Annotated in this window: 24 protein-coding genes and 1 pseudogene; 8 read left to right on the top strand and 17 right to left on the bottom strand. The window is 41.6% G+C overall.

What is annotated here, in order from left to right; translation table 11 throughout:
- Positions 1-18: 18 nt before the first annotated feature.
- Both G1O98_RS24945 and psbQ read right to left on the bottom strand, forming a co-directional pair.
- Positions 19-1,116 (bottom strand): FAD-dependent oxidoreductase, encoded by a 1,098-nt coding sequence (locus G1O98_RS24945; protein WP_163933308.1) that lies wholly within the window; start codon positions 1,114-1,116, stop codon positions 19-21.
- Between the two features lie 134 nt (positions 1,117-1,250).
- Complete coding sequence (gene psbQ, locus G1O98_RS24940; RefSeq protein ID WP_163933304.1) at positions 1,251-1,706, bottom strand: photosystem II protein PsbQ; 456 nt, start codon at positions 1,704-1,706, stop codon at positions 1,251-1,253.
- A gap of 364 nt (positions 1,707-2,070) precedes the next feature.
- On the opposite strand from psbQ, the gene G1O98_RS24935 reads away from it, so the two are divergent.
- The 4 genes from G1O98_RS24935 to G1O98_RS24920 all read left to right on the top strand — a co-directional run bounded on the left by G1O98_RS24935 (position 2,071) and on the right by G1O98_RS24920 (position 6,962).
- Positions 2,071-2,499, top strand: coding sequence for a hypothetical protein (locus G1O98_RS24935; RefSeq protein ID WP_163933300.1), 429 nt, complete (start codon positions 2,071-2,073; stop codon positions 2,497-2,499).
- Positions 2,500-2,602: 103 nt separating this feature from the next.
- Entirely contained in the window at positions 2,603-3,778 is a 1,176-nt protein-coding gene (locus tag G1O98_RS24930) for an alpha/beta hydrolase (RefSeq protein WP_163933297.1), read from the top strand.
- A gap of 377 nt (positions 3,779-4,155) precedes the next feature.
- On the top strand, positions 4,156-5,634 hold the full coding sequence (locus G1O98_RS24925; protein ID WP_163933294.1) for a caspase family protein: 1,479 nt from the start codon (positions 4,156-4,158) through the stop codon (positions 5,632-5,634).
- Entirely contained in the window at positions 5,628-6,962 is a 1,335-nt protein-coding gene (locus tag G1O98_RS24920; protein WP_163933291.1) for a tetratricopeptide repeat protein, read from the top strand. Before G1O98_RS24925 ends, G1O98_RS24920 begins: the two co-directional genes overlap by 7 nt.
- 197 nt (positions 6,963-7,159) lie before the next feature.
- Here the strand turns inward: G1O98_RS24920 and G1O98_RS24915 are convergent, their stop codons facing one another.
- The 8 genes from G1O98_RS24915 to G1O98_RS24880 all read right to left on the bottom strand — a co-directional run bounded on the left by G1O98_RS24915 (position 7,160) and on the right by G1O98_RS24880 (position 15,416).
- Positions 7,160-7,357 (bottom strand): hypothetical protein, encoded by a 198-nt coding sequence (locus G1O98_RS24915; RefSeq protein WP_163933244.1) that lies wholly within the window; start codon positions 7,355-7,357, stop codon positions 7,160-7,162.
- A gap of 17 nt (positions 7,358-7,374) precedes the next feature.
- Entirely contained in the window at positions 7,375-7,605 is a 231-nt protein-coding gene (locus G1O98_RS24910; RefSeq protein ID WP_202985822.1) for a hypothetical protein, read from the bottom strand.
- A gap of 254 nt (positions 7,606-7,859) precedes the next feature.
- Entirely contained in the window at positions 7,860-9,353 is a 1,494-nt protein-coding gene (locus tag G1O98_RS24905) for a catalase (RefSeq protein WP_163933288.1), read from the bottom strand.
- Positions 9,354-9,711: 358 nt separating this feature from the next.
- Positions 9,712-11,085, bottom strand: a complete 1,374-nt coding sequence (locus G1O98_RS24900; RefSeq protein ID WP_163933285.1) for a nucleotide pyrophosphatase/phosphodiesterase family protein — start codon at positions 11,083-11,085, stop codon at positions 9,712-9,714.
- 15 nt (positions 11,086-11,100) lie between these two features.
- A complete protein-coding gene (gene eboE / locus G1O98_RS24895; RefSeq protein WP_163933282.1) occupies positions 11,101-12,327 on the bottom strand; it encodes a metabolite traffic protein EboE in 1,227 nt (408 codons plus the stop codon).
- Positions 12,328-12,474: 147 nt separating this feature from the next.
- Positions 12,475-13,407, bottom strand: a complete 933-nt coding sequence (gene eboC, locus G1O98_RS24890; RefSeq protein WP_345940592.1) for a UbiA-like protein EboC — start codon at positions 13,405-13,407, stop codon at positions 12,475-12,477.
- An 87-nt stretch (positions 13,408-13,494) separates the two neighbouring features.
- Entirely contained in the window at positions 13,495-14,403 is a 909-nt protein-coding gene (locus G1O98_RS24885) for a TatD family hydrolase (RefSeq protein ID WP_163933279.1), read from the bottom strand.
- Positions 14,404-14,534: 131 nt separating this feature from the next.
- Positions 14,535-15,416, bottom strand: a complete 882-nt coding sequence (locus G1O98_RS24880) for an EboA family metabolite traffic protein (RefSeq protein WP_163933276.1) — start codon at positions 15,414-15,416, stop codon at positions 14,535-14,537.
- Positions 15,417-15,891: 475 nt separating this feature from the next.
- Between G1O98_RS24880 and G1O98_RS24875 the strand changes: the two genes are divergently transcribed.
- A complete protein-coding gene (locus tag G1O98_RS24875) occupies positions 15,892-17,094 on the top strand; it encodes a 3-dehydroquinate synthase (protein WP_163933273.1) in 1,203 nt (400 codons plus the stop codon).
- Between the two features lie 133 nt (positions 17,095-17,227).
- Here the strand turns inward: G1O98_RS24875 and G1O98_RS24870 are convergent, their stop codons facing one another.
- Positions 17,228-17,452 (bottom strand): RNA chaperone Hfq, encoded by a 225-nt coding sequence (locus G1O98_RS24870; protein WP_163933270.1) that lies wholly within the window; start codon positions 17,450-17,452, stop codon positions 17,228-17,230.
- Between the two features lie 69 nt (positions 17,453-17,521).
- On the opposite strand from G1O98_RS24870, the gene dapF reads away from it, so the two are divergent.
- The gene (gene dapF, locus G1O98_RS24865) at positions 17,522-18,361 is read left to right on the top strand and encodes a diaminopimelate epimerase (protein WP_163933268.1); all 840 of its coding nucleotides are present in this window, start codon (positions 17,522-17,524) and stop codon (positions 18,359-18,361) included.
- A gap of 271 nt (positions 18,362-18,632) precedes the next feature.
- On the opposite strand, the gene G1O98_RS24860 is transcribed toward dapF, so the two are convergent.
- The 6 genes from G1O98_RS24860 to G1O98_RS24835 form a co-directional block, all read right to left on the bottom strand.
- Positions 18,633-19,631: a DMT family transporter gene (locus tag G1O98_RS24860; RefSeq protein WP_163933265.1), complete on the bottom strand. Its 999-nt coding sequence runs from the start codon at positions 19,629-19,631 to the stop codon at positions 18,633-18,635.
- Positions 19,632-19,692: 61 nt separating this feature from the next.
- On the bottom strand, positions 19,693-20,331 hold the full coding sequence (locus G1O98_RS24855) for a DNA-3-methyladenine glycosylase 2 family protein (protein WP_163933262.1): 639 nt from the start codon (positions 20,329-20,331) through the stop codon (positions 19,693-19,695).
- Positions 20,315-21,400, bottom strand: coding sequence for a bifunctional DNA-binding transcriptional regulator/O6-methylguanine-DNA methyltransferase Ada (gene ada / locus G1O98_RS24850; protein WP_163933259.1), 1,086 nt, complete (start codon positions 21,398-21,400; stop codon positions 20,315-20,317). The genes G1O98_RS24855 and ada overlap by 17 nt, the downstream gene beginning before the upstream one ends.
- A gap of 408 nt (positions 21,401-21,808) precedes the next feature.
- Positions 21,809-22,033 (bottom strand): type II toxin-antitoxin system HicB family antitoxin, encoded by a 225-nt coding sequence (locus G1O98_RS24845; protein WP_163933256.1) that lies wholly within the window; start codon positions 22,031-22,033, stop codon positions 21,809-21,811.
- Positions 22,030-22,257: a type II toxin-antitoxin system HicA family toxin gene (locus G1O98_RS24840; protein WP_163933253.1), complete on the bottom strand. Its 228-nt coding sequence runs from the start codon at positions 22,255-22,257 to the stop codon at positions 22,030-22,032. The genes G1O98_RS24845 and G1O98_RS24840 overlap by 4 nt, the downstream gene beginning before the upstream one ends.
- A 15-nt stretch (positions 22,258-22,272) precedes the next feature.
- Entirely contained in the window at positions 22,273-23,484 is a 1,212-nt protein-coding gene (locus G1O98_RS24835) for a HEAT repeat domain-containing protein (RefSeq protein ID WP_163933250.1), read from the bottom strand.
- Positions 23,485-23,690: 206 nt separating this feature from the next.
- Here G1O98_RS24835 and G1O98_RS24830 point away from each other — a divergent pair, with 206 nt between their 5' ends.
- Both G1O98_RS24830 and G1O98_RS24825 read left to right on the top strand, forming a co-directional pair.
- Positions 23,691-24,431, top strand: a complete 741-nt coding sequence (locus tag G1O98_RS24830; RefSeq protein ID WP_163933247.1) for a Uma2 family endonuclease — start codon at positions 23,691-23,693, stop codon at positions 24,429-24,431.
- A 78-nt stretch (positions 24,432-24,509) separates the two neighbouring features.
- Positions 24,510-25,088 (top strand): annotated as a pseudogene (locus tag G1O98_RS24825) (methyltransferase domain-containing protein); the annotation flags it as partial.
- Positions 25,089-25,161 lie beyond the last annotated feature (73 nt).

The following is a 25,161-nucleotide window of genomic DNA, read 5'->3' as shown; positions in this document are numbered from 1 at the left end:
CCTGCTTCCCCTGCTCCCTCATCCCCCTATTCCTTGAGAAATAATCATCTCACGAATTGCATAAGCTGTGGCGGGTGCTAGCAAAACGCCGTTGCGATAGTGTCCGGTAGCTAGGAGGATATTACTAAACCCTGATAACTTACCAATAACTGGGGCTGGACGACCTTCAGGACGGGGACGTAAACCTGACCAAGTGCGAATAATTGTTGCTGTGGCTAATTCTGGGCAAAATGCGATCGCTTGTTTTCTAACAGATTCCAACAGTTCTTGATTTGGCGGTATCTCATTTCCATTGCTGGGAAATTCCACAGTTGCGCCTATCCAATAATCTCCGCCGCCTACAGGAACAATATGCACATCATTACCCGTTATCGCTGGCTGGAAGTCGGGATTGCCTAATGGATGCCCTACACGCATTTGCAACGCTTGCCCAAGTACGGGGCGGATATCAATTGTCTGATTTAATTTTGCCGTTAGCGGGGTTGAACCTAGCCCCGCAGCAATTACAAACCAATCTGCGGTTATTTTTCCTTCTGTGGTCTCAAGTTGATAGCAAAATTCAGATGTTGAGGTTGAGGCATCCAAAACAGTCACGCCAAATTTGAAAGTTACACCGTTTTGCTGGGCGGCCTCAACTAAAGCTAATGTGAGAGCAGTTGGATCGAGTTGACGATCTTGGGGAGAATAGACAGCGCCAGTAATTTTTTCACAATCCACTTGAGGACAGATATTCTGGAGTTTAGCCGTATCCCATATTTCTAAATGCCAGCCTTGAGAGTGGCGAATTTCTACAAGTTTTTCCCATGCTGCTAAATTCTCCTCTGCCAAACCAAGACTGAGAATTCCCTGACGATTAAAAGGGATTTTGCGACCTGTTAAAGCTTCTAGTTCTGGAATCAAAGTTTCATAGCGTTGGATGCTGGTTTGTCGCATCTGCCAAGCTTTGCCCTTGATTTTTTGGCTGATTGCGCCCATCAAAACGCCAAGTGCAGCGCCCGTGGAAGCTTGTGCTGGTGGTTGGCGATCGCAAACTGTGATTTTCAGCCCTTTTACTAGACTCAGTTCGTAGGCGATCGCAGCCCCAACTACACCACAACCGATAATAACTACATTCATGACTTGTGCTTGAAGTGAGAAGTTAGGAGTTAGGAGTTAAAAATTTAAAATTCCTAACTCCTGTACAGACACAAATTTTTCGCGTCTCTAACTCCTAACTCTTGTACAGACACGATTAATCGCGTCTCTAACTTTTAACCTTCTTCTTTTTTAGGAAGCAGGTCGAGGAATTTGTCAATGTCTGTGAAAGCAGCTTGGGATTGATTCAAGGCAACTAGAGGATTGCTAGCACTAGTAGCTTTATCAAGCTTAACTAGGTCGTTAAACAAATCTCGCGTTATCTGACGGGCTGTGGGTTGGTCTTTGGGCAGAAGGTTGGAAGTGACATAAGTCAGGTGCAGCCTTGCTTCTGTTATGGGCCCATGTATAAAGTTACGCACATTGATCCAATCACCTTTTTGGATTAAGGTTTTCAACTCATCTGAGCGATCGCGCACAGCCTGAATTTCAGGAACATAAGCCTGAATTCTTTCAAGTTGAGTTGCTGTGTAAGTTGGAGGTGTTACTGAAGCACTAGGGCCGCCACAACTCATGAGGAATGTGGCCAATAATACTAAAACAAATGAAAAAATCGAGCGTTGACGCGCCATGACAATGAACTTAATTGCTTTTTGTTTACCGATTCACAGTGTCATTTTAGATCGTCGCTAGTGCAATTTATCGTTCTTGTCTGCCAAGGATTTTGCAGACAATCCGAATATTTTTTATAAAGGGCAGAGTTTCATCTGCTTTTGAGGACTTTTTAAGTACAATTACTTAAGAGGTGTTAGACAGTCCCAACGAGAAGCTATTTTTCACATTTGTTAGTAACAACGATTGTTAGGGAAGTCTGATTTAGAGTTGCTAAATCTCAAAGGTCTTGATAAGCTGAAACACCAATAATATAAGCCTTCTGGCGGTTTTTCTATCTTCACATCCCCGAAGATGCCGACGCAATTATAGGAGTGTTTTTTAGTGAATGCAGCTGAACAGGCAACGAACCTTGAACTCGCCAGCAACATTGCTACGGTGGTTAACTTGTTCAAATTTGAGTTTCCTGATGCCAAATCTGATCTCAAACCCTGGAAAAATGACCCGGAAACTAGGGAGTTAGTCGATCCAGATTCTATAGATATTGGCTTTCACTTTCCTGGTATTAGCAAATCTTGGCGAAGTCGTAGCATTTTAATTCAAATCCGATTTTATCAAGATCCCATCAATAATTCCCGGCGGGCGATCGGCGTGGAGGTAGCTGGATTCGATCATCGCGGTGAAGCGTGGCGACTTTCTACGGTAGAAAACTGGAATGTTGTCGGCGCATCTTCGCCTTCTGATGAAATCGAGGATAAGCTCAAACAAATTTGCCGACAGATTTTAGAAGTATTTAATAAGCCAAGTGAATGAAGGGGGCAGGAGGAAACCTCTCCCATATTCGCGCAGCATCTTGTAGAGAGCATCTTGCAATTTTTAATTAATAATTTTTAATTTTTAATTGGAGCGAAGCGACTTGACCACCGTAATATTTGTACATGGCACAGGCATTAGGGAACGAGAATACAACGAAACCTTTCAAATAATTGAGCAAAAGATTCACGCCCAACGTCCTGATATCAAAGTTGCTCCCTGCCTTTGGGGTGTATTAGGTGCAAAGTTCAATGATAATCGGGCATCAGTACCCTTGGAGAATGCGACACTGGCTTTATCTCAAGGAGAAGAAGACGCAGAGATTGTACTGTGGGGGCAATTATACCGCGACCCTCTGTATGAATTACGGCTGTTGTCCTTGAAACCTGTTGAGGCAGGAAATCCCTTTGGGGAAGAACCAGGGGATATTTTACAATCTCGTGTAGCCAGTCTCACTCCGGGATCTCAACTGGAAGCTAAGTTGCAAGAGGCGGGAATTGCAGAGGTATTTGAGCCAGCACGAGAGGCGGTTATCCACAGTGAACCGTATCAACGGGCGTTGCTCACGGTTTCCGAATCTGATTTGAGTGAATATTATGCACCAATAGCTAGAGCAATTGTGGCTCAAGCTATGTTTATTAGCGAACAGCAAGAAGAATTTCCCCCCATACTCACCGATGCCCAATTGCGGGATGATGTTGTGGAATTGCTGACTCTGGCTTTGGGAGAGGCGGAGTTAGGATTAGTTGGCTGGTTATTAAAGCCATTTGTTGAACTAGCACAGTACGGCGGAACCAATTATGTCAGAGGAAACCGCCTTGAGCTAACTGATAAAATTTCGCCTATGCCTGGTGATATTTTGTTGTATCAGACACGGGGTGAAAAAATCAGGGCATTTATCCAGGAACAAATTGCCCAAGCAGAACCGCCAGTGGTTTTAATCGCTCATAGCTTGGGAGGCATCGCTTGTGTAGATTTGCTAGTGCAGCAGCAATTGTCTCAGGTGAAATTATTGGTAACAGTTGGTTCCCAAGCACCATTTTTATATGAGATTAACGCCCTCTACAGCTTAGAATATGGGCAGTTATTGCCAGAGCATTTCCCGCAATGGTTGAATATCTACGATTTACGAGATTTTCTCAGTTACGTGGGTAATAGAATTTTCCCTGAGCGAGTGCAGGATGTGGTAGTGGATAGTAGACAACCGTTTCCCCGTTCCCACGGTGCTTATTGGACAAATGCCAAAACTTGGGAGGCGATTATTTCGAGGTTGCCATAATGGTTTACTTTTTACGGAATCTAGAAAAACCCACTCCAAACCTCTCCTCTAAAAGGAGAGAGGCTTTAAATTTTCCCGCTTCTTTAGCAGGAAAGGGGGTTAAGGAGTGTTTTCAAACTCGAAGATCCCCCCTAACCCCCCTTAAAAAGGGGGGAAAAGAAACTCTAAAAGCCTCCTTAACCCCTCTTGTAAAGGCGAGAAAAAAAACTCTAAAAGCCCCCCTAACTCTTGTAAAGGCGAAAAAAGAAACTCTAAAAGCCCCCCTTAAAAAGGGGGGTTGGGGGGATCTCCAAAGACTCAGGTGCTTCAAGAAAGGTTTGAAAACACACTCTAGTGGGTTAGGTCATTTTCGCCATAACGTGAGAGGCTAGGTCATCATGCAGTTGATGGCTAAACCTGAGCGGACATTTGGGTTAATTGTGGGTATTGAAAAGTACCACGAAACTGCTTGGAACGTGCCAGGTGGAGGGCCAGCCGATGACGCGCTGAAATTTGCTCATTGGCTGCATCAGCACGGTGTACCGAAAGAGAATATCCGGTTATGTTTATCAGCGCTGGAAGAAAATCATCAGTTAATTGGGGAATGTGGGTTAACTGTAGAGTTAGCAACAGAGCAAAATATCTCCGACATTGTGACTAACTTTTTATCCCCAAAGTCGGGGGATTTACTCTACATTTTTTGGGCGGGACATGGTTTGATTACCTCAGAACGAGAGCGTCGGTTGCTTTGTGCTGATGCAAATAAACAGAATTGGCAGAATTTAGATTTGAATTCTTTATTAGTTTTGTTGGGTTCCAATAAATTTGAGATTCGTAATCATATTTGTATTATTGATGCCTGTGCCAATTATCTTTTAGAGTCGAAAGAGCCGAAAGAGCCGAAGGGAAGACCAGCTAACTTAGGTAGTAAAGCTTTTTTAAGTGGTCAGCCAAGGACAGATAGTCAACAGTTTGTGTTACTCGCTACGCGGGAAGGAGAAAAAGCTAAGGTAAATTCTGAAAATAAAACAGGATACTTTTCTCAAGCCGTGAGAGAGGCTTTAGCAGCAGCTAATGGGACTTTCCCCCCGAATATGATGGAAGTTGCTGAGGCAGTTAAGCAACGATTTACCAGTTTAGATAAAAAACAACTGCCGACTTATTTTTATTCCCGTAGTTGGGATGGAGATATCGAAAAATATCATTTCAACCCGTTGGATATCCCGCATAATATCCAACAGAGTCAAGCTCGTAAGTTTGTTGGGAGGGATGAGCAAATAGAACAATTACATCAGCTATTGCAAGCAAATGATATTGTGGCTATTACCGATGTGACTGGTCAAGGTGGCGTGGGTAAAACAGAGTTAGCTATTCAATACTCAGAGCAATATTTGGGAGATTTTTCTGGCGGGTGTTGTTGGTTAAATCCCCAAGAAACTGATTTGGGAACCCAGCTATTAGAGTTTGGTATCTCCAAAAAGTTTTTTGATTTCAAGATTTTTGAATCTCTTCAACAATTCAGTCCTGCGGGTAGAGTTTTCTATTGCTGGGATAACTGGCAAGATGGCAAAGTTTTATTAATATTTGATGATGTCAAAGACTGGAAGCAAATTCAACCCTATCTACCACTCCAACGTTCTCGGTTTAAGGTGTTAATTACCACTCGTCAAAACACAGGGTTAATATATCCATCACTACCATTAGGTGAATTGTCACCAGATGCAGCCTTAGAATTATTAACAACCCTGCTGGGAAAAGATAGCGTTGAAAAGGAATTAGAGTTTGCTAAAAGACTTTGCCGATTTGTGGATTATGTACCTATTGGACTTTACCAAATAGCAGCACAGTGCCGAGAGCCAGGGAGAGTATTATGCTAGCAGACATTCTCGCACGCCTACAAAAGCAAGCATCAGCAGGCGAGTCTGGCGTAACAGCAGCTTTTGAGTTAAATTGGCAATACTTAGAACCAGAGGCACAAAAATTAGGTTGTTTGCTGAGTTTGTTTGCTTTGGCTCCTATCCCTTGGTGGTTGGTAAAATCAGCAGCAAGTGCTAGCCATTTGGAATTTGACTTTAAAGCTAGCTGTACTGTTTTAGTTGAGCGTTATTTGCTGCAAGAATTGGCAGAGGACACTTACCAAGTTCACGAACTCATTCAGGAATTATTACGGCAGAAGTCAGAAGAGTTAGCTGAAGCAGATCGACTCAAGCGCGGCTTTTGTCAAGCAATGGTAGCCGTAGCAAAAGATATTCCTGAGAGACCCACCCTTATAGATATTGCTCAAGCAACTCTTGCCATTCCTCACCTTGCGGAAGTTGCTACAGTTTATAAAGCTTGGTTAAGCGATGAGGATTTAATCTCACCATTTGAGGGCTTGGTTAGATTTTACGCAGGTAAAGGAGCCTATGAGCAAGCTTTGCCTTGGGGTGAACAAAGTTTATCAGTTACTAGAAAATGTTTAGGAGAATCAAACCTGAATGTGGCATCAAGCCTGAACAATTTGGCAGGACTCTATTACTCCCAAGGAAGGTACAACGATGCTGAACCTTTGTTAATTCAAGCTTTGGAGATAAGAAAACGTCTACTGGGGAATGAACACCTCTCTGTGGCAGAGAGTCTGAACAATTTGGCAGAACTCTATAAATCACAGGGAAGGTACAACTATGTCGAACCTTTGGTAATTCAAGCTTTGGAGATAAGAAAACGCTTGCTGGGGGATGAACACCCGAATGTGGCAGAGAGCTTAAACAACTTGGCTGGATTATACTACTCACAGGGAAGATACAGCGATGCTAAACCCCTGTTAATCCAAGCTTTGGAGATGACAAAACACCTGTTGGGAGATAAACACCCAGACGTGGCAACTAGCCTGAACAATTTGGCATTACTCTACAATTCACAGGGAAGGTACAGCGATGCCGAACCTTTGTATATCGAAGCTTTGTCCATGACAAAACGCCTGCTGGGGGATGAACACCCCGATGTAGCAACTAGCCTGAACAATTTGGCATTCCTCTACGATTCACAGGGAAGGTACAGCGATGCCGAACCTTTGTACATCCAAGCTTTGGAGATCGCTGAACAACGGTTGGGAGCAAATCACCCTAATACAATAACTTGCCGTAAGAATCTGGCAGACTTGCGGCGGAATCGTCAGCCTTTATTCAGGAGAATGGTGGCTTTTGTCTCCCGTTGGTTTCAGTAATTTGGGTAATCTGCACCGGGTGTCTTACCCGCCTGGGATTCAAATCCCAGTCTAATAAGTAGGCAACATAATTAATTACACAATGTTATTGCAAATGCAGCAAAGCAAAATAAAGTGATCGCACAACCTAAAACTACTTCTCTACGATATGCTTTGCGAAGGGTGCGATCGCAATTACTGTAAATATTTTTATTTATCTATTTAATGAGCCTCTGAACTCCGTTAACGAGTATTTTATCTCCGTCAACGAGGCTTTTATCTCCGTTAACGAGTATTTTATCTCCATCAACGAGTCTTTTAGCTCCGTTAACGAGTATTTTATCTCCGTCAACGAGTCTTTTAGCTCCGTTCACGAGGCTTTTAGCTCCGTCAACGAGGCTTTTATCTTCGTTCACGAGTCTTTTAGCTCCGTTTACGAGGCTTTTATCTCCGTTAACGGGTTATAGAGATAGCGATCGTGGTTAATTGCACCATCTTTTACATCACATTCCACAGGATTTGAACCTAAATCCCAAATAGAAGATGTATGTTTAATACTAGTAATAATAATTTTTCCATTTTCTTGAATAATCTCAAACTTTTGGTTTTCCCCTAATAGTTCTTTAGGGATTAATAATCCGTTCTCTGTTGCTGTTAATTTCATGTTTAATTACCTCGATTTATTTTGTAAATTAATCAAATGAATTTGCTTTAATAGGTTGTTTGAAAAGTGGTTGGCTGTGATTATAGGCACTTATTGATCCCCCCTAACCCCCCTTAAAAAGGGGGGAACCGGAATCAAAGTCCCCCTTTTTAAGGGGGATTTAGGGGGATCTAAAACGTTTTGCTACCAAGAAAAGAACTTTTCAAACATCCTCTAAGGCGGGCAAGATGCCCACCTCACAAAATTGGATAAGGCTACCAGTTACCTACAGGTTGAGCAGTAGCACCCAGCATTGATGGATCGATTGAAATGCCCAATCCTTCAGCTACACGACGACCATAAGAAATATCTGCCCGGAAGAAGTGGCAAAGTTGGCGCATTTGGATGTCTTCCCTTGCTTGAGAGAGACTACCAACAATATTTTTAGCAAGACGCTCTTGCTGTTCAGGAGTTAGTAACCGATACAGATTACCTGCTTGGGTGTAATCGTCATTTCCTTCACGATGACTGTAACGATCGACTGTGACATCGCCTAAATGACTAGGTGGTTCTGCATAAGCTGGATTTTCTTTGGGCGTACCCTCAGCACTATTCGGTTCATAGTTAGGAACGCTACCGCCGTTGTTCCCCGATGCCATAAAGCCATCTCGCTGATAATGCATCACTGGACATTTGGGCTGGTTAACGGGTAGTTGCTGATAGTTACCACCCAAGCGATACCGTTGAGCATCTGGGTAAGAAAAAATTCGAGCTTGCAGCATTTTATCTGGAGAGAAACTAACGCCAGGAACCACTGCACTAGGGCTAAAAGCGGCTTGCTCTACTTCGGCGAAATAATTCTCAGGGTTCCGATTTAGCTCTAATATCCCGACTTCAATTAAAGGATATTCGCCTTGTTTCCAAACTTTGGTCAAGTCAAAAGGATTATCAGGATGTTTTTCCGCTTGCTCTTCAGTCATCACCTGAATACACATCCGCCACTTAGGATAATCTTTGTTAGCGATCGCTTCAAACAAATCGTGAGTCGCATGATCGGGATCTTCGCCCTTAATCTTAGCAGATTCTTCCTCCGTCAAGGTTTGATGCCCTTGCAGAGTCTTAAAGTGAAATTTACACCAAACGCGATCGCCCTCAGCATTAATTAAACTGAAGGTGTGGCTACCAAAACCGTCCATGTGTCGATGGGTTTTGGGAATTCCCCGATCTGAAAAGAGGATTGTCACCTGGTGAAGCGATTCTGGGCTGAGTGACCAAAAATCCCACTTTGCATTCTGATCTTTGCAATTGGTTTGGGGATTGCGCTTTTGGGTATGGATAAAATCAGGAAACTTCAAAGGGTCGCGGATGAAGAAAATAGGGGTATTGTTACCTACAAGATCCCAGTTACCCTCCTCAGTATAAAACTTGAGGGAAAAACCTCTAGGGTCGCGCTCGGCATCTGCTGAACCTTTTTCTCCGCCAACTGTCGAAAAGCGCAAGAGAACTTCCGTTTTCTTGCCAATTTCAGAAAAAAGTTTGGCTTTACTGTAGCGGGTAATGTCATTGGTAATAGTCAAAGTACCATGAGCAGCCGCACCTTTAGCGTGAACAACTCTTTCAGGAATACGTTCTCTGTTGAAATGAGCCAGCTTTTCTATGAGGTGGAAATCCTGCATTAATACAGGGCCACGCGCTCCAGCCGTAAGTGAGTTCTGGTTATCGCTAACTGGAATACCATCAGCAGTTGTCAAGTTTTGGGGTTCAGTCATGGGTTAAAGAAGCTCTCCATGTAAGTTACTCAGATTGCCCACAGTACATTTTAGTCAGTAGATGGATACCTACTGATAGAACAATCTAATTCATAGTCATTATGAGTTTATATACAAATCATACTCGATATGATTATGAATTGCTATAAATTTTTTTGCATTTTGGTAAGATGTAGAAGCTAAAAGGGCGGTTAGAAACCGCGTCTATACAGGCAAAACCCACCTCCGTGGGTTAAAAAACCTTAATTTTCTCTTAGGTGGACTTCTCTGCGAGACGCTACGCGTAGCGTCCCGTAGGGAAGGAGTAGGCTTGTGTAGGCGCGAATTCCATTCCCCCTGGCTCTAAGTTGACTGCCTTTCAGGTATTTAAATGTTTGAGAATCAACGAACAAACATCTGTCGCCTCAATTTGATGTTCATCAATTAGGTGACTTTGATGGGTGATAAATAGAGGCCCTTCATCTGAGGAAGTGGTGATATTACCGTGAGAGCCACGCACCAGGGAAGCATCCAAAGGAATTACATCCATCAGGTAGCGAAAACCTAGTTGTTTCTTAAGTAACTTGAGAGCAATTTTTCCTTGAGGAAATTTTATTTGTGGATCGAGGAAAAGTTCTACAGGATCGTAACCAGGTTTGCGGTGGATATCTACAGTTCTAGCAAAATCAGGCGCTTTGGCATCATCGAGCCAATAATAATAGGTAAACCAAGCGTCAGATTGTGCGATCGCTACCAACTCTCCCGATCTAGGATGATTGAGATGGTAGGCTTGTTTCCCCTCTTCATCCAACACCTGCGCTACACCTTCAGTCGCTTCTAAAAGCGATCGCACTTTCGGGATATACGTCGGATCGTTGACATATACATGAGCAATTTGATGATCGGCAACGGCAAAGGCAATGCTAGCGCCAAAATCGAGCAGTTCTCGCCCTAATTCTTCTCGCACAGCAATTAAACCATTTTCCCGTAGTACGCGGTTCAAATCCACAGCTTTGGAGACTGGGGTAATGCCATACTCAGAAAGAATAATTACCTGAGTGTTGTGTGCTTCAAAATATTCAATCAAATCGCCACAAACAGCATCAATTTCTCGCAAATCTGCTTGAATCTGTGTTTGATTGTTACCAAATTTTTGCAGACAGTAATCTAAATGTGGTAAATAAACTAGTGATAATGTCGGGCTGTAACGTTCCTCAATCCACTTTGCGGAATTGGCAATCCATTGGCTAGAACTAATGGTAGTTTTTGGCCCCCAGAAATCGAACAGAGGGAAATTTCCTAAATCAGATTGAATTTGCGATCGCACATCACTAGGATGGGTATAAATATCGGGTAATTTTCTCCCATCTGCGGGATACATTGGACGCGGCGTAATAGCATAATCTACTGAAGAATACATGTTGTACCACCAAAAAAGGTTGGCACAAGTAAAAGTTGGGTCAATTGATTTAGCTATTTCCCAAACTTTGGGAGCTTGTACTAGTTTATTAGATTGTCGCCAAAACTTCACTTCACATTCATCACGGAAGTACCAACCATTAGCGACAATTCCATGTTCATTAGGCAATTTTCCTGTTAAATAAGTAGCCTGAACAGAACAAGTTACAGCAGGTAGAACTTTTTTAATGGGAGCCACTTGCCCTTTAGCAGCCCAAGAAGATAAAAACGGCGTGTTTTCTCCTAGTAAACTGGGCGTTAATCCCACGACATTTAGAACAACTGTTTTTTTCATAAACTTAGTTTCTTCTTAATTTGCGACGAATTCTTTTAATATCCACTCATATTCACGCTGAATAGAAGTCAGCATATCTATCTTCATTTCTGACGGCAATACATCCCAAGTGTAAGTTTCAATTTCTAAATGTGAGCAAGCATTATTTGTCTGAAGTAGATGTAAAACAGTAGCAATATCATCTTGGGTAGATTGCAAAATTTGATAATCATGAATGAAAATTGGGACATGAAAGTGAGTGCGCCATTCTTCAGCTAAAGATTCCTCTAAATGTGGTAATGCAGTTATTAAGTCAGGATAGTGATGCAGTGTACCATCGCTACGACGTTCTATTACCTGGTGAAGATAGGTAGATTCTGCAAAAGGACGTAAACGCTCAACTATCAAACTACGCTTTTCAACCTCAGCAGGTATTTTTACTTTAATTGCAGCGCTGATTTGAATCTTCCCAATTTTAATTCCTGCCGATTGCAAACGTGTAAATACAGATTGCGGTTCCTCATATTCAACTGAAAAATGGCAGGTATCATAACAAAGCCGAACGTGTTCTAGCAATTTAGTCTCTGCTAAACTTTGCTCTATATTTAATTTTTCTGATAAATAAATACCACCAATTGGCAATAACCAATTTTGATAGAAATCAATTACTTCTGAAGTATTTTCAATTAAACCATCAGGCTCAGGTTCTAAATCAATATGAAGTATCTTGCCTGTTTCTTGGCCGATGCGAATCATTTCTACAACAACTGATGCTATGTTCAAACAACTCTTTTTCAGAACAGTCTCAAAAGTTGCTTGGTCTTTTACCCACCAAGGTTTATAGGATAATGGTAGTGTAGAAATTCCGCCATCAAGCCCTTGAGGTAAGAGACTAGCTAAAATGTGTGCCAAGTTTAATGTATAATTAACACGTTCTTGTGTAGACCAATCTGGTGCATAAACTTGGTCTTTTACCACCTGTCTATGAAATCCGCCATAAGGAAATCCATTTAAGGTGAAAACATATAAATCTTGTTGAGTCAGCCAAGTTTGGAATTGAGCCAAGTTATTACTTTCTAAAAGTTCTTTTGCAGCAACATCTGCTAACCTCAAGCCAATACCAAAAGGTTCTGTTGGCGATAAACGTGATTTGAGTTCGGGAATATACTTCTGTAAATTGGCAAAAACCTCTAGCCAAGTTTCACCAGGATGAATATTACTGCAATAAGTTAAGTGAAAATTATTGTTTTTTGTAATTTTCATTTTCTAGCTCTATCCCTTGTATATGTAATCTGTTTTCTTCGGCTTAAACTATTTCACAAAATACTTGCTACGTATTCATGGCTAGGGGCGCATATATGTGCGCCCCTACAGCCAATTAATGGTATTACTGGGTGTATACATCCAAATTTAAGTAACAGCAAATACTTTTGCTAACTTCATCGAAATTGGTAGTAAGATTAGAACAAATAAACCGTAATACAAACCAGCAAAACCAGATGCAACTGTTGCATCTAAGACTATTAGAGATAAAACGCCTATTTTCACAGCATTTCGGATATTTTCGGCTATCGGTTCCCGCGCCGCTTTGATAAAATTAGGTAAGATTCTGATAGCTAAGAAAATAGCGAATGGTAGTGCTGCGATCGCTGTATACTCTTCTAATAATCCTAAAGCTAAAACTGCCGTCAAAACTATTGCAATTAGCAGTAGCGCGAGTACTCCTGTAATCTTCTTACCACCGTGAACTTCACCCTGACTAATTGCGGTAATAGCAGCAATATAAAGAACAGGAATCAGCGCTAAATACCACCGTTCTCCGATTATTTCTGGTACAGCACTTACACCTAATAATAAGTTACTGCCACGGCACAAACCCATATTTAAAGGGCCGAAAAAAGGATGATGTTTGGCAAGTGAATCATACAAAAGAGATGAAAGAGTGATGAAGATAGCGATCGCAGCACTCAATAACGATACTTGAAAAGCAGCTATAATCCCGATTGTAAACAGTATACTCCCCAATAAAGTAGCATTTTGACGAGATACGCGACCACTGGGAATTGCTCTATTTGGTCGTTCTTTTGCGTCTAATTCTGCATCGAAAACATCATTAAAAACTATACCGCCACCGTATAAGCCAGTTGTAGCCAATAACAACCAAGCTAATGGAATTAGTATGGAAAAACTTGCTTCTCCATTCATTAATTGAACAAAAATAATCCCAGAACCAGAAGCAGCAAAACCTAGAAGAATATCTGCCCAAGCAGTAACAATATTAGCGGGACGCATCAATTCCAGATAACCCCGCCAACTTTGAAAATTTAAGCTTGCAACATTCACTTATCTGCCTCCGTGTCTAGTATTTCTCAAAATAAACCGCATATTACAGATTAACCAGATATTTATACACTCCTCACTGCCAATTTTTTACTCAATCAACACAAAATCTGAAACTGATTTGATTCCTGGTTCTTGTCCCCGTAGCACAGAATTACCACTGAACATTTGACGTTGATCGATAGATTGAGGATTGAGCCAATCTGAAGCTTTCATCTGCCCAGTTTGACTGTAAGCAGCTAGGGCATTTTCATAACAAACTGCTCGTACATGTTCTTCAGGAATGCCCCTATCTAACATCAACTGAGCCGTTTTCGGGACTGCCAAAGGATCGCTAATACCCCAATCAGCACTACTATCTACAATGATGCGATCGCATCCATATTTACGTACAACTTCTACCATCCTGGCGTTACCCATCTTCGTCTGTGGGTAAATCGTGAAAGCCGCCCAAAAGCCACGTCCTAATACTTCTTCAACGGTTTCTTCGTTATTGTGATCGATAACTACTTGTGAAGGATCTAAACCATATTCAATACAGCGATCCATACTCCGACTAGCACCCGCCTTCTTATTGCGATGAGGAGTATGAATTAGTACCAAGGTATCGAGTTCTTTGGCTAATTCTAACTGTTGACAAAAGTACTTATCCTCTGCTTCTGTCATGTCGTCATAGCCAATTTCACCAATGGCAACAACTCCTTCTTTACAAGCATAAAGTGGTAGCAGTTCCATAACTTCAGCTGCTAGCGCTTCATTGTTAGCTTCTTTCGGATTTAGGCCGATTGTACAGTAGTGTTGGATGCCAAACTGACTAGCACGAAAGCGTTCCCAGCCGACAAGACTACTGAAGTAGTCTTTAAAGGAGCCAGCATTCGTTCGGGGTTGTCCTAACCAAAAGGCTGGTTCAATAACGGCGACAATGCCATATTCCCGCATTACTAAGTAATCGTAAGTAGTACGGGAACACATGTGAATGTGAGGATCGATATACATCATGGTTTTAATGATTGGGCATTGGGAAAGAGGAGGCAGGAGGCAGAAGGCAGGAGGCAGAAGTACTTTAATTTTGAATTGATTTCTCCCTCATCCCCACTCGCCACTCCCTTTTATTTGTAAACAAAGAGGCGTTAGCGCAGCTTGCCGCAGGCATCACGGCTAAAATTGTTCCAAGTCAGATTACCTTGTTGAATGGATGACTGTAAATCTGGGTAACGAGAAAGTAATGCTTGCGCTTGGGGTAAAGGAGACTCAGCACAAGCTAACGCTGCGGCTTCTTGTTCGGCTGTATCCCCATTAGCCAGTACTTTTTCCAAATCTGTAACGATCGCACTATCCGCAAACCGCCCTACAGGTCGCCAAAGTTCTGGCGTAACTGAGCGTTTAGCTGCCCAACGTTCATGGGCATAGTCTGCTAACATCTTCGCTAATTCTGGGTTAGCACGTTGGTCTAGTCCCCAAATTAGATGCAAAGGACTGCTGACAAACACAGCCTTCAGTACCATCTGGTTCCAAGCAGCATTGTCTAAATAATTCGCTGGATAAGGGTTACGTAGTGCTATGGCTTGGAATACATTACTCATATTGCTGCGAATTCCCTCAGCAGCGCGATGGCGATGTAACTCTGGATGTGCTAACAGCGGCAAACTTTGATAAAGAGCAACTAACTCCCCCATATCGGCAGTGGAGAAGACTTGATCGAGCGATCGCACATAGCCCTCAGCATCATCGTGGGGCAAAGCTAGAAGCAAGAGTGTGCGACCTGCTTGATCTACACTCCAATTACCAGGATACCAACCGGGAATCACATCTTCTACTGCTTCCAAGTCCTGGAATGTTAGCTGCAAATCCTGTTTACCTAGATAACGCGGTACAGCACTAAATGCCATGAAAAAAACTCTTTCAGCAGCGCCGCTAGAAATTTGTGCCTGCTTCTGCTCCAGCCAAGCAAAAGCTTTCTCTGAAACAGACTTTGACAGCCAGTGATGCAGTAACTTGTTTACTTTACTCATGATAAATTTCAGGAGAAGTTGCCCAACTTTTTTGTGACAACTAAGTATAAAATCTACCACTAAACTTGATACTTTGTGTTTAAAACAGCTAATAATATACTACTGAGTTCGTAACTTTACTGAATCTATAAAATTTTCCCGATTTTGGAGAAGATATTGTAAAGATGCTATTTTAATTAGATAAACTCTAGAATTAACTTACGGAAAAAAATTAGAATCTTATCTAAATAAGAATATCCATTGCTAACTTCAGATATAAACGATAGGCATCAATAAAGTTGTAAATTAATATTATTGTCAACTTTGTAGTCCAGGATAAATACACTTGAAAATTATGATTAATTTAATAATTTTAGCTGTCTAGCAAATCATTTAAATGCTGAAGTATTTGATGGTTCATTATCTTGAATTTAGTTTCAATTTCAATTCCAATAGTGGATATATGCACAGTTACTAAAAAATAATAATACTTGAAATGGTTATTAAACAAAAAACTGCTCTTAATCTGCAACCAATTAACCAATGTGTCCGCGTGACCTTCAACTATGATGTTCACTTCACTAGAGGTCTGTTTCAGTTAGATAATCCTTTATTTGCACAAGTGATTGCCGCAGATGGGGAAACAACTCCAAAGCAAGTACTAGCTGTAGTAGATGGAGGATTTTTACAGTACCAGGATGGCTTACTAAAAAAATTATCAGTCTATGCTCAGTATTATGAAGATGTACTAACACTGAGCGGTGAGCCGATAGTAGTTCTTGGTGGAGAACGAGTTAAGAATGATTCTAGATTTATAGATCAAATTCATCAGCGAATCAATGCAGCAGGATTGTGCCGTCACTCCTACGTTTTAGCAATTGGGGGTGGAGCCGTCCTAGATATGGTAGGATACGCAGCAACAACGGCTCATCGAGGAATTCGGCTGCTACGAGTACCGACAACAGTATTAGGCCAAAACGATTCGGGTGTAGGGGTAAAAAACGGAATCAATGCTTTCGGCAAGAAAAACTTTTTGGGTACATTCATGCCGCCTTATGCTGTCTTAAATGACTTTGATTTTCTGACTAGCCTTGACGATCGAGATTGGCGATCGGGTATTGCAGAAGCGGTGAAAGTAGCGCTGATTAAAGATGCAGATTTCTTCGATTTCATTATGACTAATGCCGATAAATTGGCTAATCGGGATATGGACATAATGGAAAGATTGATCTATCGCTGTTCGCAGTTGCATTTAGAGCATATTGCTGGTGGCGGCGATCCATTTGAAATGGGTTCATCGCGTCCTTTGGATTTTGGGCACTGGGCTGCTCATAAACTGGAGCATTTAACTAATTACAGTTTACGTCACGGTGAAGCTGTAGCGATCGGTATTGCTTTGGATACGACCTATTCATATTTAACAGGTCAACTCTTGAAATCTGAGTGGCAAAGTGTTCTACATACACTCAATAAATTGGGGTTTACATTGTATGTATCAGCGCTTACAGAGCAATTAGATCAACTAGACCATCCCGATTGTCTATTTAGGGGGCTTACTGAGTTCCGCGAACACTTGGGAGGAAATTTGACAATCACTCTTCTAGAAGGAATTGGGCAGGGAATAGAAGTCCACCAGGTGGATTTGTCTTTGTATAGAGATGCTATTTTGATGTTGCAAGATTGGGAACTTTCGCATTGATTTTCTCTTATCAAGCAGAATTCAGGAGGGGCTAAACCATAAATCGCTCACCGAATGAATCATGATACTAGGGTGTATTGTATACAAACGAGCGATCGCTAACCAAAATCTTATAGCGATCGCAAGCAAAATTCTATTCCTGACTTGTTTTCGGTTTGATGTATGCGATCGCTTGTTTCCAAACAGTGATTTGCTGACTGTTTTCATCAGCAATACAGATACACTGTGGGTCTTGCCATACAACCTTTCCTATGAGTACATCTTGAGTCAGCAGCTTTAATTCTACTGGCGTTGTTTGTTTAATCAGGTTTTGGACTTGTCTAATACTGGGTAAAGTGGTGTCAAATTCGGTAAGCATTTTTAGTAAAGATGAACCTACAAGGCAAAATAAAGAGTAACTAATCCTTGATAATTCATCCTTGAGAAAATGGCAATCGAATTTACTAAGTATCATGGTCTGGGCAATGATTTTATTCTAATTGACAATCGCTCGTCATCTTTGCCTGTATTGACTCCAGAGCAAGCCATCAAGTTGTGCGATCGCCATTTTGGTATCGGTGCTGATGGTGTAATTTTTGCCCTACCTGGAGAAAATGGCACTGACTACACCATGCGGATTTTTAATTCTGATGGTTCAGAACCAGAAATGTGTGGCAATGGCATTCGCTGTTTAGCTGGCTTTTTGGCAGATTTAGAAGGTGAATCCCGGAATAAAGATTCATATCGCATTCATACTTTGGGTGGTGTAATGACTCCCCAACTCTTATCTGATGGTCTAGTTAAAGTAGACATGGGTTTACCCAGATTACTCGCTGGCGAAATTCCTACCACTCTTGCACCTGTTGAAGAAAAAGTAATCTCTCAGCCGTTGGAGGTGGCGGGGAAAACTTGGGAAGTAACTTGTGTAAGTATGGGAAATCCTCACTGCATTACCTTTGTGGAAGATGTAGCAGCAATTGAACTAGAAAGCATAGGCCCGAAATTTGAGCATCACCCAGCTTTTCCCCAACGCATAAATACTGAATTTATTCAAGTGGTACGCCTTGACTATTTGAAAATGCGGGTGTGGGAACGGGGTGCTGGGATTACATTAGCTTGTGGGACTGGTGCTTGCGCTTCTTTAGTGGCTGGTGTGTTAACCGGGAAATGCGATCGCACCGCCACTGTAGAATTACCTGGTGGCCCCTTGCAAATTGAATGGTCAGAAATCGACCAACGGGTTTACATGACAGGCCCAGCTGAACGAGTCTTCACGGGGAGACTGTAACCGATTTATCACCGAGATTACGCAAGTATTAGAGTTATTTTGAGGGTTTGTAGTAAAGACTTTAGTGTTTAGAGGATGTTTGAAAAGTGGGTGGCTGTGATTTTAGGCACTTATTGATCCCCCCTAACCTCCCTTAAAAAAGGGGGAACCGGAATCAAAGTCCCCCTTTTTAAGGGGGATTTAGGGGGATCTAGAACGTTTTACTACCGATAAGAGGACTTTTAAAACAGCCTCTTAGAAAATCAGGACTAAAGTCCTTACTACGAACTTATTAAGATTCACTTTCTTGTAGAGATTGTATGGGGGGACTAACGCTAGATTTGATAGATTCTTTATTAGAAATTGCTAAATATATACCCCCTAAAATTAATGCCAACCCTAGCAAGTTAAAAATACTCAAGTTTTCCGAGAAAAGTATCCAAGCAAGAATAGCAACAATCACTGGATTGAGTAACAAAAGTAAAGAGATAAATCCTGAAGAAAAAGTTTTCAAGCTGTATACAATTAGCCCATGACCCAAAGCTTCGCAAATAGCAGCTAGTGCAAATACTACTAACCACCCCGACAAAGTAACTGGCAAAGGTTGTTTTTCAAAGATTAGCACTACTGGAATCATCAATGAAGTTGCGATGACACAGCGCCACAGAAGGATAGTAATAATTGAAAACTTATTGCGGATTTGCTCGATCAGTAAAAAGTTTGCTGCATAAAATATCGACGAGATCAGGGCAACAGCATCACCTGTAAAATTATTATTAGAGCGTAATAAATCTTCAAATCCAACTGCGATCGCGCCGATTATAGCTAATATCAGACCAATGATAAATTTGCGCCCAAAAATCTGATTAAAAAATAGCCATCCTCCTAATGTAGTAAATAGCGGATTGAGACTACCTAACGCATTGGCATTAGCAGCACCAGTCTGGGTTAGCGCCCAAGTCCAAGATAATCGACCTAATACATGAACTAGACCCACTGCTATTAAAAACGCTATCTCTTTGATTGGATAAGGCTGCTGTGGTAATACAGGTTCATCATCTTTAATATGAGTTCGTGCTTGGTTAATTCCACTCCATAATCCAAAGATAATAGTCGCTATCCATAAACGATTAAATAATGTAGCAGTAGCGCTCATTTCTCTAAGAGCAATTTTAATAAATATTGCTGTTGAAGATAAAGCTAATAATGCAATTATTACTATGATTATCGGCAGGATGTTTAAAGTTTTATCAGACTTTTCTGGTGTTAGGCTTAATTGGTTTTCTACCATTTAGTTTATATTTATTATACGAACCGCAAAGTCGCCAAGTGCGCCAAAGGAAAAAGAGCAATTATTTAGGATTACTTAGGTAATAGTGCCATAGAAGTCTTGCCGCAACTGCTCGCCACGGCCGCCAGTGCTGTGTCATTGCTTCCAGTTGAACTGGTGTTGGACGTGTCGCCAAGTTTTTGATTTTTTGCAAAGCGATCGCGATCGCTAAATCGCCTTTAGGAAAGACATCAGGACGTTGCAGCGCCATGAGTAAATAAATATCAACTGTCCAGTCTCCTATACCTTTGAGGCGCTTTAACTCAGTTCTGATAGTAGTTTCGTCCATTATTTCCAGCTTGCTGAGGTCAAGCTGATCGTTTGCGATCGCATTCGCCAATCCACGACAGTATAGAATCTTTTGCCGGCTGAATCCAATTCCTCTTAATTGAACATCATCCAATGTCAGAAAATTTTCTGGCGTTAGCGGTACAATAACCCCACATAGACGGTTAAATACAGCCCTTGCAGCTGCTACGGAAACTTGCTGTTCCAGAATTATGCACAGAAGCGTTGCAAAACCCGGTTCTCTTGACCATATTGGTGGAGGCCCGAGTGTTTCTAAAATCCGAGCCAAATCGCTGTCAAGATTGGCAAGCACCATTAAACCACGGGTGAGACTTTCTTCAGTCAATGATTCTAGTTCAGGTATTTGAGTCATCTTTAATCGATTTCGATTCTTGTACAAGTAATTTTTGTTTGCGCTCAATCCCCCAACGATAACCACCAAGACTGCCATCACTCCGCAGCACCCGATGACAGGGTATAATTACCGCGATCGGGTTAGCTCCACAAGCATTTCCCACCGCACGGACTGCTTGGGGTTTGGCAATATCACGGGCAATATCAGTGTAAGTACGAGTTTCGCTATAGGGAATTTTTTGCAATACTTGCCAAACCTGTTTCTGAAATGCTGTCCCACGGATATCCAGTGGTAAGTCGAGATGTGTTTCATCTCCCGCAATCAAATCGAGGATTCCTTGTATCCATTCTTTGTGTATGTGGTCATCACGTATGATGTGCGCTTGGTGAAATTCTTGATTCAAGATGTGTTCGAGTTTGTCTGCTTCATCACCTAGTTTAACGGCACAAATCCCCTTGTCTGTTGTTGCCACCAGTAAATATCCTAGCGGACATGGAGCGATCGCATAGACAATGTTGATTGTCTTTCCAGCTTGTTGGTAAATTTTTGGTGTCATTCCCAGTTGCTTTGGTGCTTTCTCATAAATTTGACTACTTGAACCATACCCCGTGTCGTAAACTGCATGAGCAATTTCCTCCCCTGACTGGAGACGCTGCTTTAATCGTTGGCTACGCAGTGCATCTGCATATTGAAAAGGGGATACACCAATTATTTGCTTGAATACCTTTTGCAAATAACTAGGACTCATTTCCACCTGAGAGCATAATTCTGAGAGGGTGGGGATGCGATCGCTTTGTGCTTCAATGTATCGACATACTGCTAAGATTTTCGCTCTGGCTGGATTTGGAACTGTTTCAAATTGTGGCTGACAGCGCTTACAAGGTCGAAAACCTGCGTTTTGAGCCTCTTTTGCTGACTGGAAGAAACAAACTTGATTGCGATTTGGTCTGCGACTAGGGCAAATAGGTCGGCAATAAATGCCTGTGGAACGAACACCGTAGAAAAACTTGCCCTCAATTGTGGCATCTCGGTTGAGAACGGCTTTCCAGAGAGTTTCCTCTAAAAGTTGTGCCTGTTGTAATTGCATTCATGCCACCTCTGCCCTTTCTGTTACGCTATGTACAAAGCTGCTAACACTAGACTAAGTGTATTGAAAACTACTTTCTATCTGATTGTTGCGATCGAAGTCGGCTTTGTTTACTGTAACTACGGCTAGACGGTGTTCTGGGTGCGTAATTTTCGAGAATTTAGGATTATTTGGGTGATGTTTAGCGATCGCTTTTTTGGAGTTTTGCTACTTTTTACTGTTCTCGTGTTTTCAGTTTGGGTAACAGTTCACCATGAATATCTGCTCAAGATGATTCATTCAATATATCTAAAAGTTCTTGAGGAATTTTGAGAGTCTGTTTATACAGAAGTTTTCAGATGGATAGCTGTGTAGCTATTGTCTTGAGTGTCAAGCGATGCCTATGGTGGTAAACTACGCACTTTAGAGTTATGCTACTTTTAACGACTTTTCTAGTGTTTTTGGCTCAGGTAGAGGTTGGCCGTCAGCCAAAGATGATTCAATCAGCATTTCTAAAACTTCTTGAGCATTTTTGAAAGCTTCTTCGTAAGTATCTCCGTGAGTATGACAAAACTCTCCCCATTCAGGAAGACTCACAACAAAACACTCATCTTCATCAGACCACTGAATAATTATTGTGTAGTGAGAATTCATTCTTGTTCTTCCTCTTGAGCCTTTTTAATTTCTTCTAACCTTTGAAGTGCATTATTAACATCTTTCTCCTGGTAAGCTTTAGCATCATTCCCGTCTTTACCTGATATGGTAACTCTCCCAGATAGTAGGGGATGATACCAATTAGTATGGCTACCTTTCCCATGACGGTATGTAAACCCTGCTTGTAGCAACAAGCTTTTAAGTTCTCTGATTTTCTTGGGCATATACTCAGCTTACATTTACTTTCCCCACTGCTTTAACTTGTTCTGAACAAATTCTCGCACTTTTCCATCTGGGTCATTCTCTACTAGGTCATGCAACAATGGTAAAGTCTGGGGATGTTGAGGAAATTGCTTGATAATTATCTCCAGTGCAACGCGCCGAGGGTTGGTTTCATAGTCTTGCTTACGCTCAAAGGGGTCATTGACAGCGCAGTTGTAGTAAATTTCAAACAATTCAGGCTGATATCTGAAGTGTTTGGCTAATGCTTGGATTGCTGCACTTCGCATATTCCATTGATTATCAGCAGTGGCGCGGTCTTTGAGAATCCAGCGAGTGTCCGGGTGATTTGGGAAATTACTGGCTAATGCTTCGATAGCTGCACTTCGCACATTCCATTGATTATCAGCAGTGGCGTGGTCTTTGAGAATCGAGTGGGTGTCCGGGTCATCTTTGAAATTGCTGACTAATGCTTTAATCGCTGCACGCCGCACATTTCCATCATCAGCAGTGGTGAGGTCTTTGAGGAATGAGCGGGTGTCCGGGTCATCTGGGAAATTGCTGGCTAATGCTTCGATGGCTGCACATCTGACATAGTTTTTATTATCAGCAGTAGTGAGGTCTTTGAGAAACGAGCGGGTGTCTGGGTCATCTTTGAAATTGCTGACTAATGCTTCGATGGCTGCATCTCGCACATACTGATAATTATCAACAGTGGCGCGGTCTTTAAGGCAGTGTAAGGCATCACGGTTATCTTTCCAAATTGAGGCGATTGTTACAACTGCTTGAATGCGAACTTCCTGAACTAGCTCAGTTTCTTCTGCGTTGTCATAGGTGTAATAATACCAGAGGTCATATTTGGTTAAGTCTTTTACCTTGCCAAATAATTTATTAGCCACTGACGCAATTACCGAGCGATTTCTAACTTCTGCAAGACACTTAGCCGCTAAAAACAAGTTAAGAAATTTTTCCTCTTCACCATCTTGCACCATCAAGTAATCAAGAATTTCACCAACAAATTTCGCATCAATCATTCCCGCAATTAGCCGCAATACCTCATGCCAAGTTTCATCTTGCCAGTGTTTGCCAAAAACTTCAGTTTTGAGATCCTCAATTGAAATACTGCCTTCCTTCTCAAACTGCCAGACAAACTCCCAAGCACAGAAATATTCTAAAAATTTCCGATGCAGAAAGGCATTGCTTGCTATCCAGCTAATAAACCATTCCAGCATAATGTTCACGCCTGCTAAGTGCTTGACTACGAGTATATACACCAGTCTGAGAAATCTTTCTAGATTTCTAGGTTTTTAGGCAGTGCGAGTCTATTCATCCAAAACTTAAGATTATCTGAATTTATATGCTGCGATCACACAGATGTGCAAACTGAAGATTTGTTAAAAATAACTATATACTGTGCATGAATATTAGGAGTAGTTTTATGGTTCTACAAGTTAACCCCATCCAAAAAGAACCAATTGTTACTTGGGAAGCACTTCCAGCCGACTTCATTTTACCAGACGATCCAGTGGAAAATATCCAACAACCTGCGATCGCTGCTGCGCTTACCGATGCTTTGGGAAGTACAGGGCGCATCCAACCTCAAATGCTGATTGGCTCTAACTTTGGGCTTGTAGCCACAGTCAACAAAAAAATCGTTGTCAAAGCCCCTGATTGGTTTTATGTCCCTCAAGTGCAGTCTGTGGGAACAAATGTAGTTCGTCGCAGCTACACCCCAAATTTAGAAGGCGCGCCTGTGGCTGTAGTGATGGAATTTCTCTCAGATACAGAAGGTGGAGAATTATCAGTCCGTTCAACTCCGCCTTACGGTAAACTCTATTATTACGAAAAGATTCTCCAAGTTCCAACCTACGTAACCTACGACCCTTACGAACCAAGTCTAGAAATACGGTGCTTACAAAATGGGCAATATACTTTGCAGCAAGCAGACGCTAATGGACGCTACTGGATTCCTGAATTAGAGTTATTTCTGGGAATTTGGCAAGGTGAAAGATTATGCCAAACTATGAATTGGCTGCGCTGGTGGGATACAGCAGGAAATTTACTGTTGTGGAGCAGCGAACAAGCCCAACAAGAACGCCAACGCGCTGAACAGGAACGCCAGCGTGCTGATATATTAGCAGCTAAGTTACGTGAGCTAGGTGTTGACCCTGATGCGTAGGCGTACCCCATCGTAGACATCGCATAACCTAAACAAATGCTGGGAATAATAATTTTGGGATATCAGCACCAAAATTCCATGAAACAGCAGAAAAATCAGTTCAGCCATCTTACTGCGATCGAAAGAAGTTATTTATCATTTCCTGCACAGTTTTTATTAAATCAAAACCTTCTACAAGGCAAAATACTAGACTTTGGTTGTGGCTTTGGTAATGATGTTAAAATATTGCGCCAAAAAGGTTGTGATATTACAGGCTATGACCCTTATTATTTTCCAGAATATCCTGAGACTAAATTTGATACAATAATTTGCTTTTATGTTTTAAATGTTTTATTTACTGAAGAACAAACTAATGTTCTTATGGAAATATCACACTTATTAAAACCAGGAGGAAAAGCTTATTATGCTGTAAGGAGAGATATCAAAAAAGAAGGTTTTCGAGAGCATTATATTCATAAAAAGCCTACCTGTCAGTGTATTGTCAAACTTCCTTTTACTTCAGTTTGTTTAGATGAATATCGGGAAGTATATGAGTATGTACACTATAATCATCAGCGAAATTCATCTAATTATTGTATATTCTGTAATCCCCATAAAACTCTCAAACTAGTAACTGAATCAGCAACTGCTTATGCTATTTTTGATGGCTATCCTATAGGAATCATATTTGATTTTTGAAAAAGACTACGAGATAATACTGAGGTAAATATCGGTCTAAGAGTGAACCATG

The sequence above is a fragment of the Nostoc sp. UIC 10630 genome, assembly GCF_010747425.1.
Lineage (GTDB): Bacteria > Cyanobacteriota > Cyanobacteriia > Cyanobacteriales > Nostocaceae > Nostoc.
This window is presented reverse-complemented; position numbering and strand designations above follow the sequence as displayed.

What these genes read in the sequence shown, in the direction of transcription:
- G1O98_RS24945 (WP_163933308.1), bottom strand. Translation starts at nt 1,116, where the DNA reads ATGAATGTAGTTATTATCGGTTGTGGTGTAGTTGGGGCTGCGATCGCC.
- psbQ (WP_163933304.1), bottom strand. Translation starts at nt 1,706, where the DNA reads ATGGCGCGTCAACGCTCGATTTTTTCATTTGTTTTAGTATTATTGGCC.
- G1O98_RS24925 (WP_163933294.1), top strand. Translation starts at nt 4,156, where the DNA reads ATGCAGTTGATGGCTAAACCTGAGCGGACATTTGGGTTAATTGTGGGT.
- G1O98_RS24920 (WP_163933291.1), top strand. Translation starts at nt 5,628, where the DNA reads ATGCTAGCAGACATTCTCGCACGCCTACAAAAGCAAGCATCAGCAGGC.
- G1O98_RS24910 (WP_202985822.1), bottom strand. Translation starts at nt 7,605, where the DNA reads ATGAAATTAACAGCAACAGAGAACGGATTATTAATCCCTAAAGAACTA.
- G1O98_RS24905 (WP_163933288.1), bottom strand. Translation starts at nt 9,353, where the DNA reads ATGACTGAACCCCAAAACTTGACAACTGCTGATGGTATTCCAGTTAGC.
- G1O98_RS24900 (WP_163933285.1), bottom strand. Translation starts at nt 11,085, where the DNA reads ATGAAAAAAACAGTTGTTCTAAATGTCGTGGGATTAACGCCCAGTTTA.
- eboE (WP_163933282.1), bottom strand. Translation starts at nt 12,327, where the DNA reads ATGAAAATTACAAAAAACAATAATTTTCACTTAACTTATTGCAGTAAT.
- G1O98_RS24885 (WP_163933279.1), bottom strand. Translation starts at nt 14,403, where the DNA reads ATGATGTATATCGATCCTCACATTCACATGTGTTCCCGTACTACTTAC.
- G1O98_RS24880 (WP_163933276.1), bottom strand. Translation starts at nt 15,416, where the DNA reads ATGAGTAAAGTAAACAAGTTACTGCATCACTGGCTGTCAAAGTCTGTT.
- G1O98_RS24875 (WP_163933273.1), top strand. Translation starts at nt 15,892, where the DNA reads ATGGTTATTAAACAAAAAACTGCTCTTAATCTGCAACCAATTAACCAA.
- G1O98_RS24870 (WP_163933270.1), bottom strand. Translation starts at nt 17,452, where the DNA reads ATGCTTACCGAATTTGACACCACTTTACCCAGTATTAGACAAGTCCAA.
- dapF (WP_163933268.1), top strand. Translation starts at nt 17,522, where the DNA reads ATGGCAATCGAATTTACTAAGTATCATGGTCTGGGCAATGATTTTATT.
- G1O98_RS24860 (WP_163933265.1), bottom strand. Translation starts at nt 19,631, where the DNA reads ATGGTAGAAAACCAATTAAGCCTAACACCAGAAAAGTCTGATAAAACT.
- G1O98_RS24855 (WP_163933262.1), bottom strand. Translation starts at nt 20,331, where the DNA reads ATGACTCAAATACCTGAACTAGAATCATTGACTGAAGAAAGTCTCACC.
- ada (WP_163933259.1), bottom strand. Translation starts at nt 21,400, where the DNA reads ATGCAATTACAACAGGCACAACTTTTAGAGGAAACTCTCTGGAAAGCC.
- G1O98_RS24845 (WP_163933256.1), bottom strand. Translation starts at nt 22,033, where the DNA reads ATGAATTCTCACTACACAATAATTATTCAGTGGTCTGATGAAGATGAG.
- G1O98_RS24840 (WP_163933253.1), bottom strand. Translation starts at nt 22,257, where the DNA reads ATGCCCAAGAAAATCAGAGAACTTAAAAGCTTGTTGCTACAAGCAGGG.
- G1O98_RS24835 (WP_163933250.1), bottom strand. Translation starts at nt 23,484, where the DNA reads ATGCTGGAATGGTTTATTAGCTGGATAGCAAGCAATGCCTTTCTGCAT.
- G1O98_RS24830 (WP_163933247.1), top strand. Translation starts at nt 23,691, where the DNA reads ATGGTTCTACAAGTTAACCCCATCCAAAAAGAACCAATTGTTACTTGG.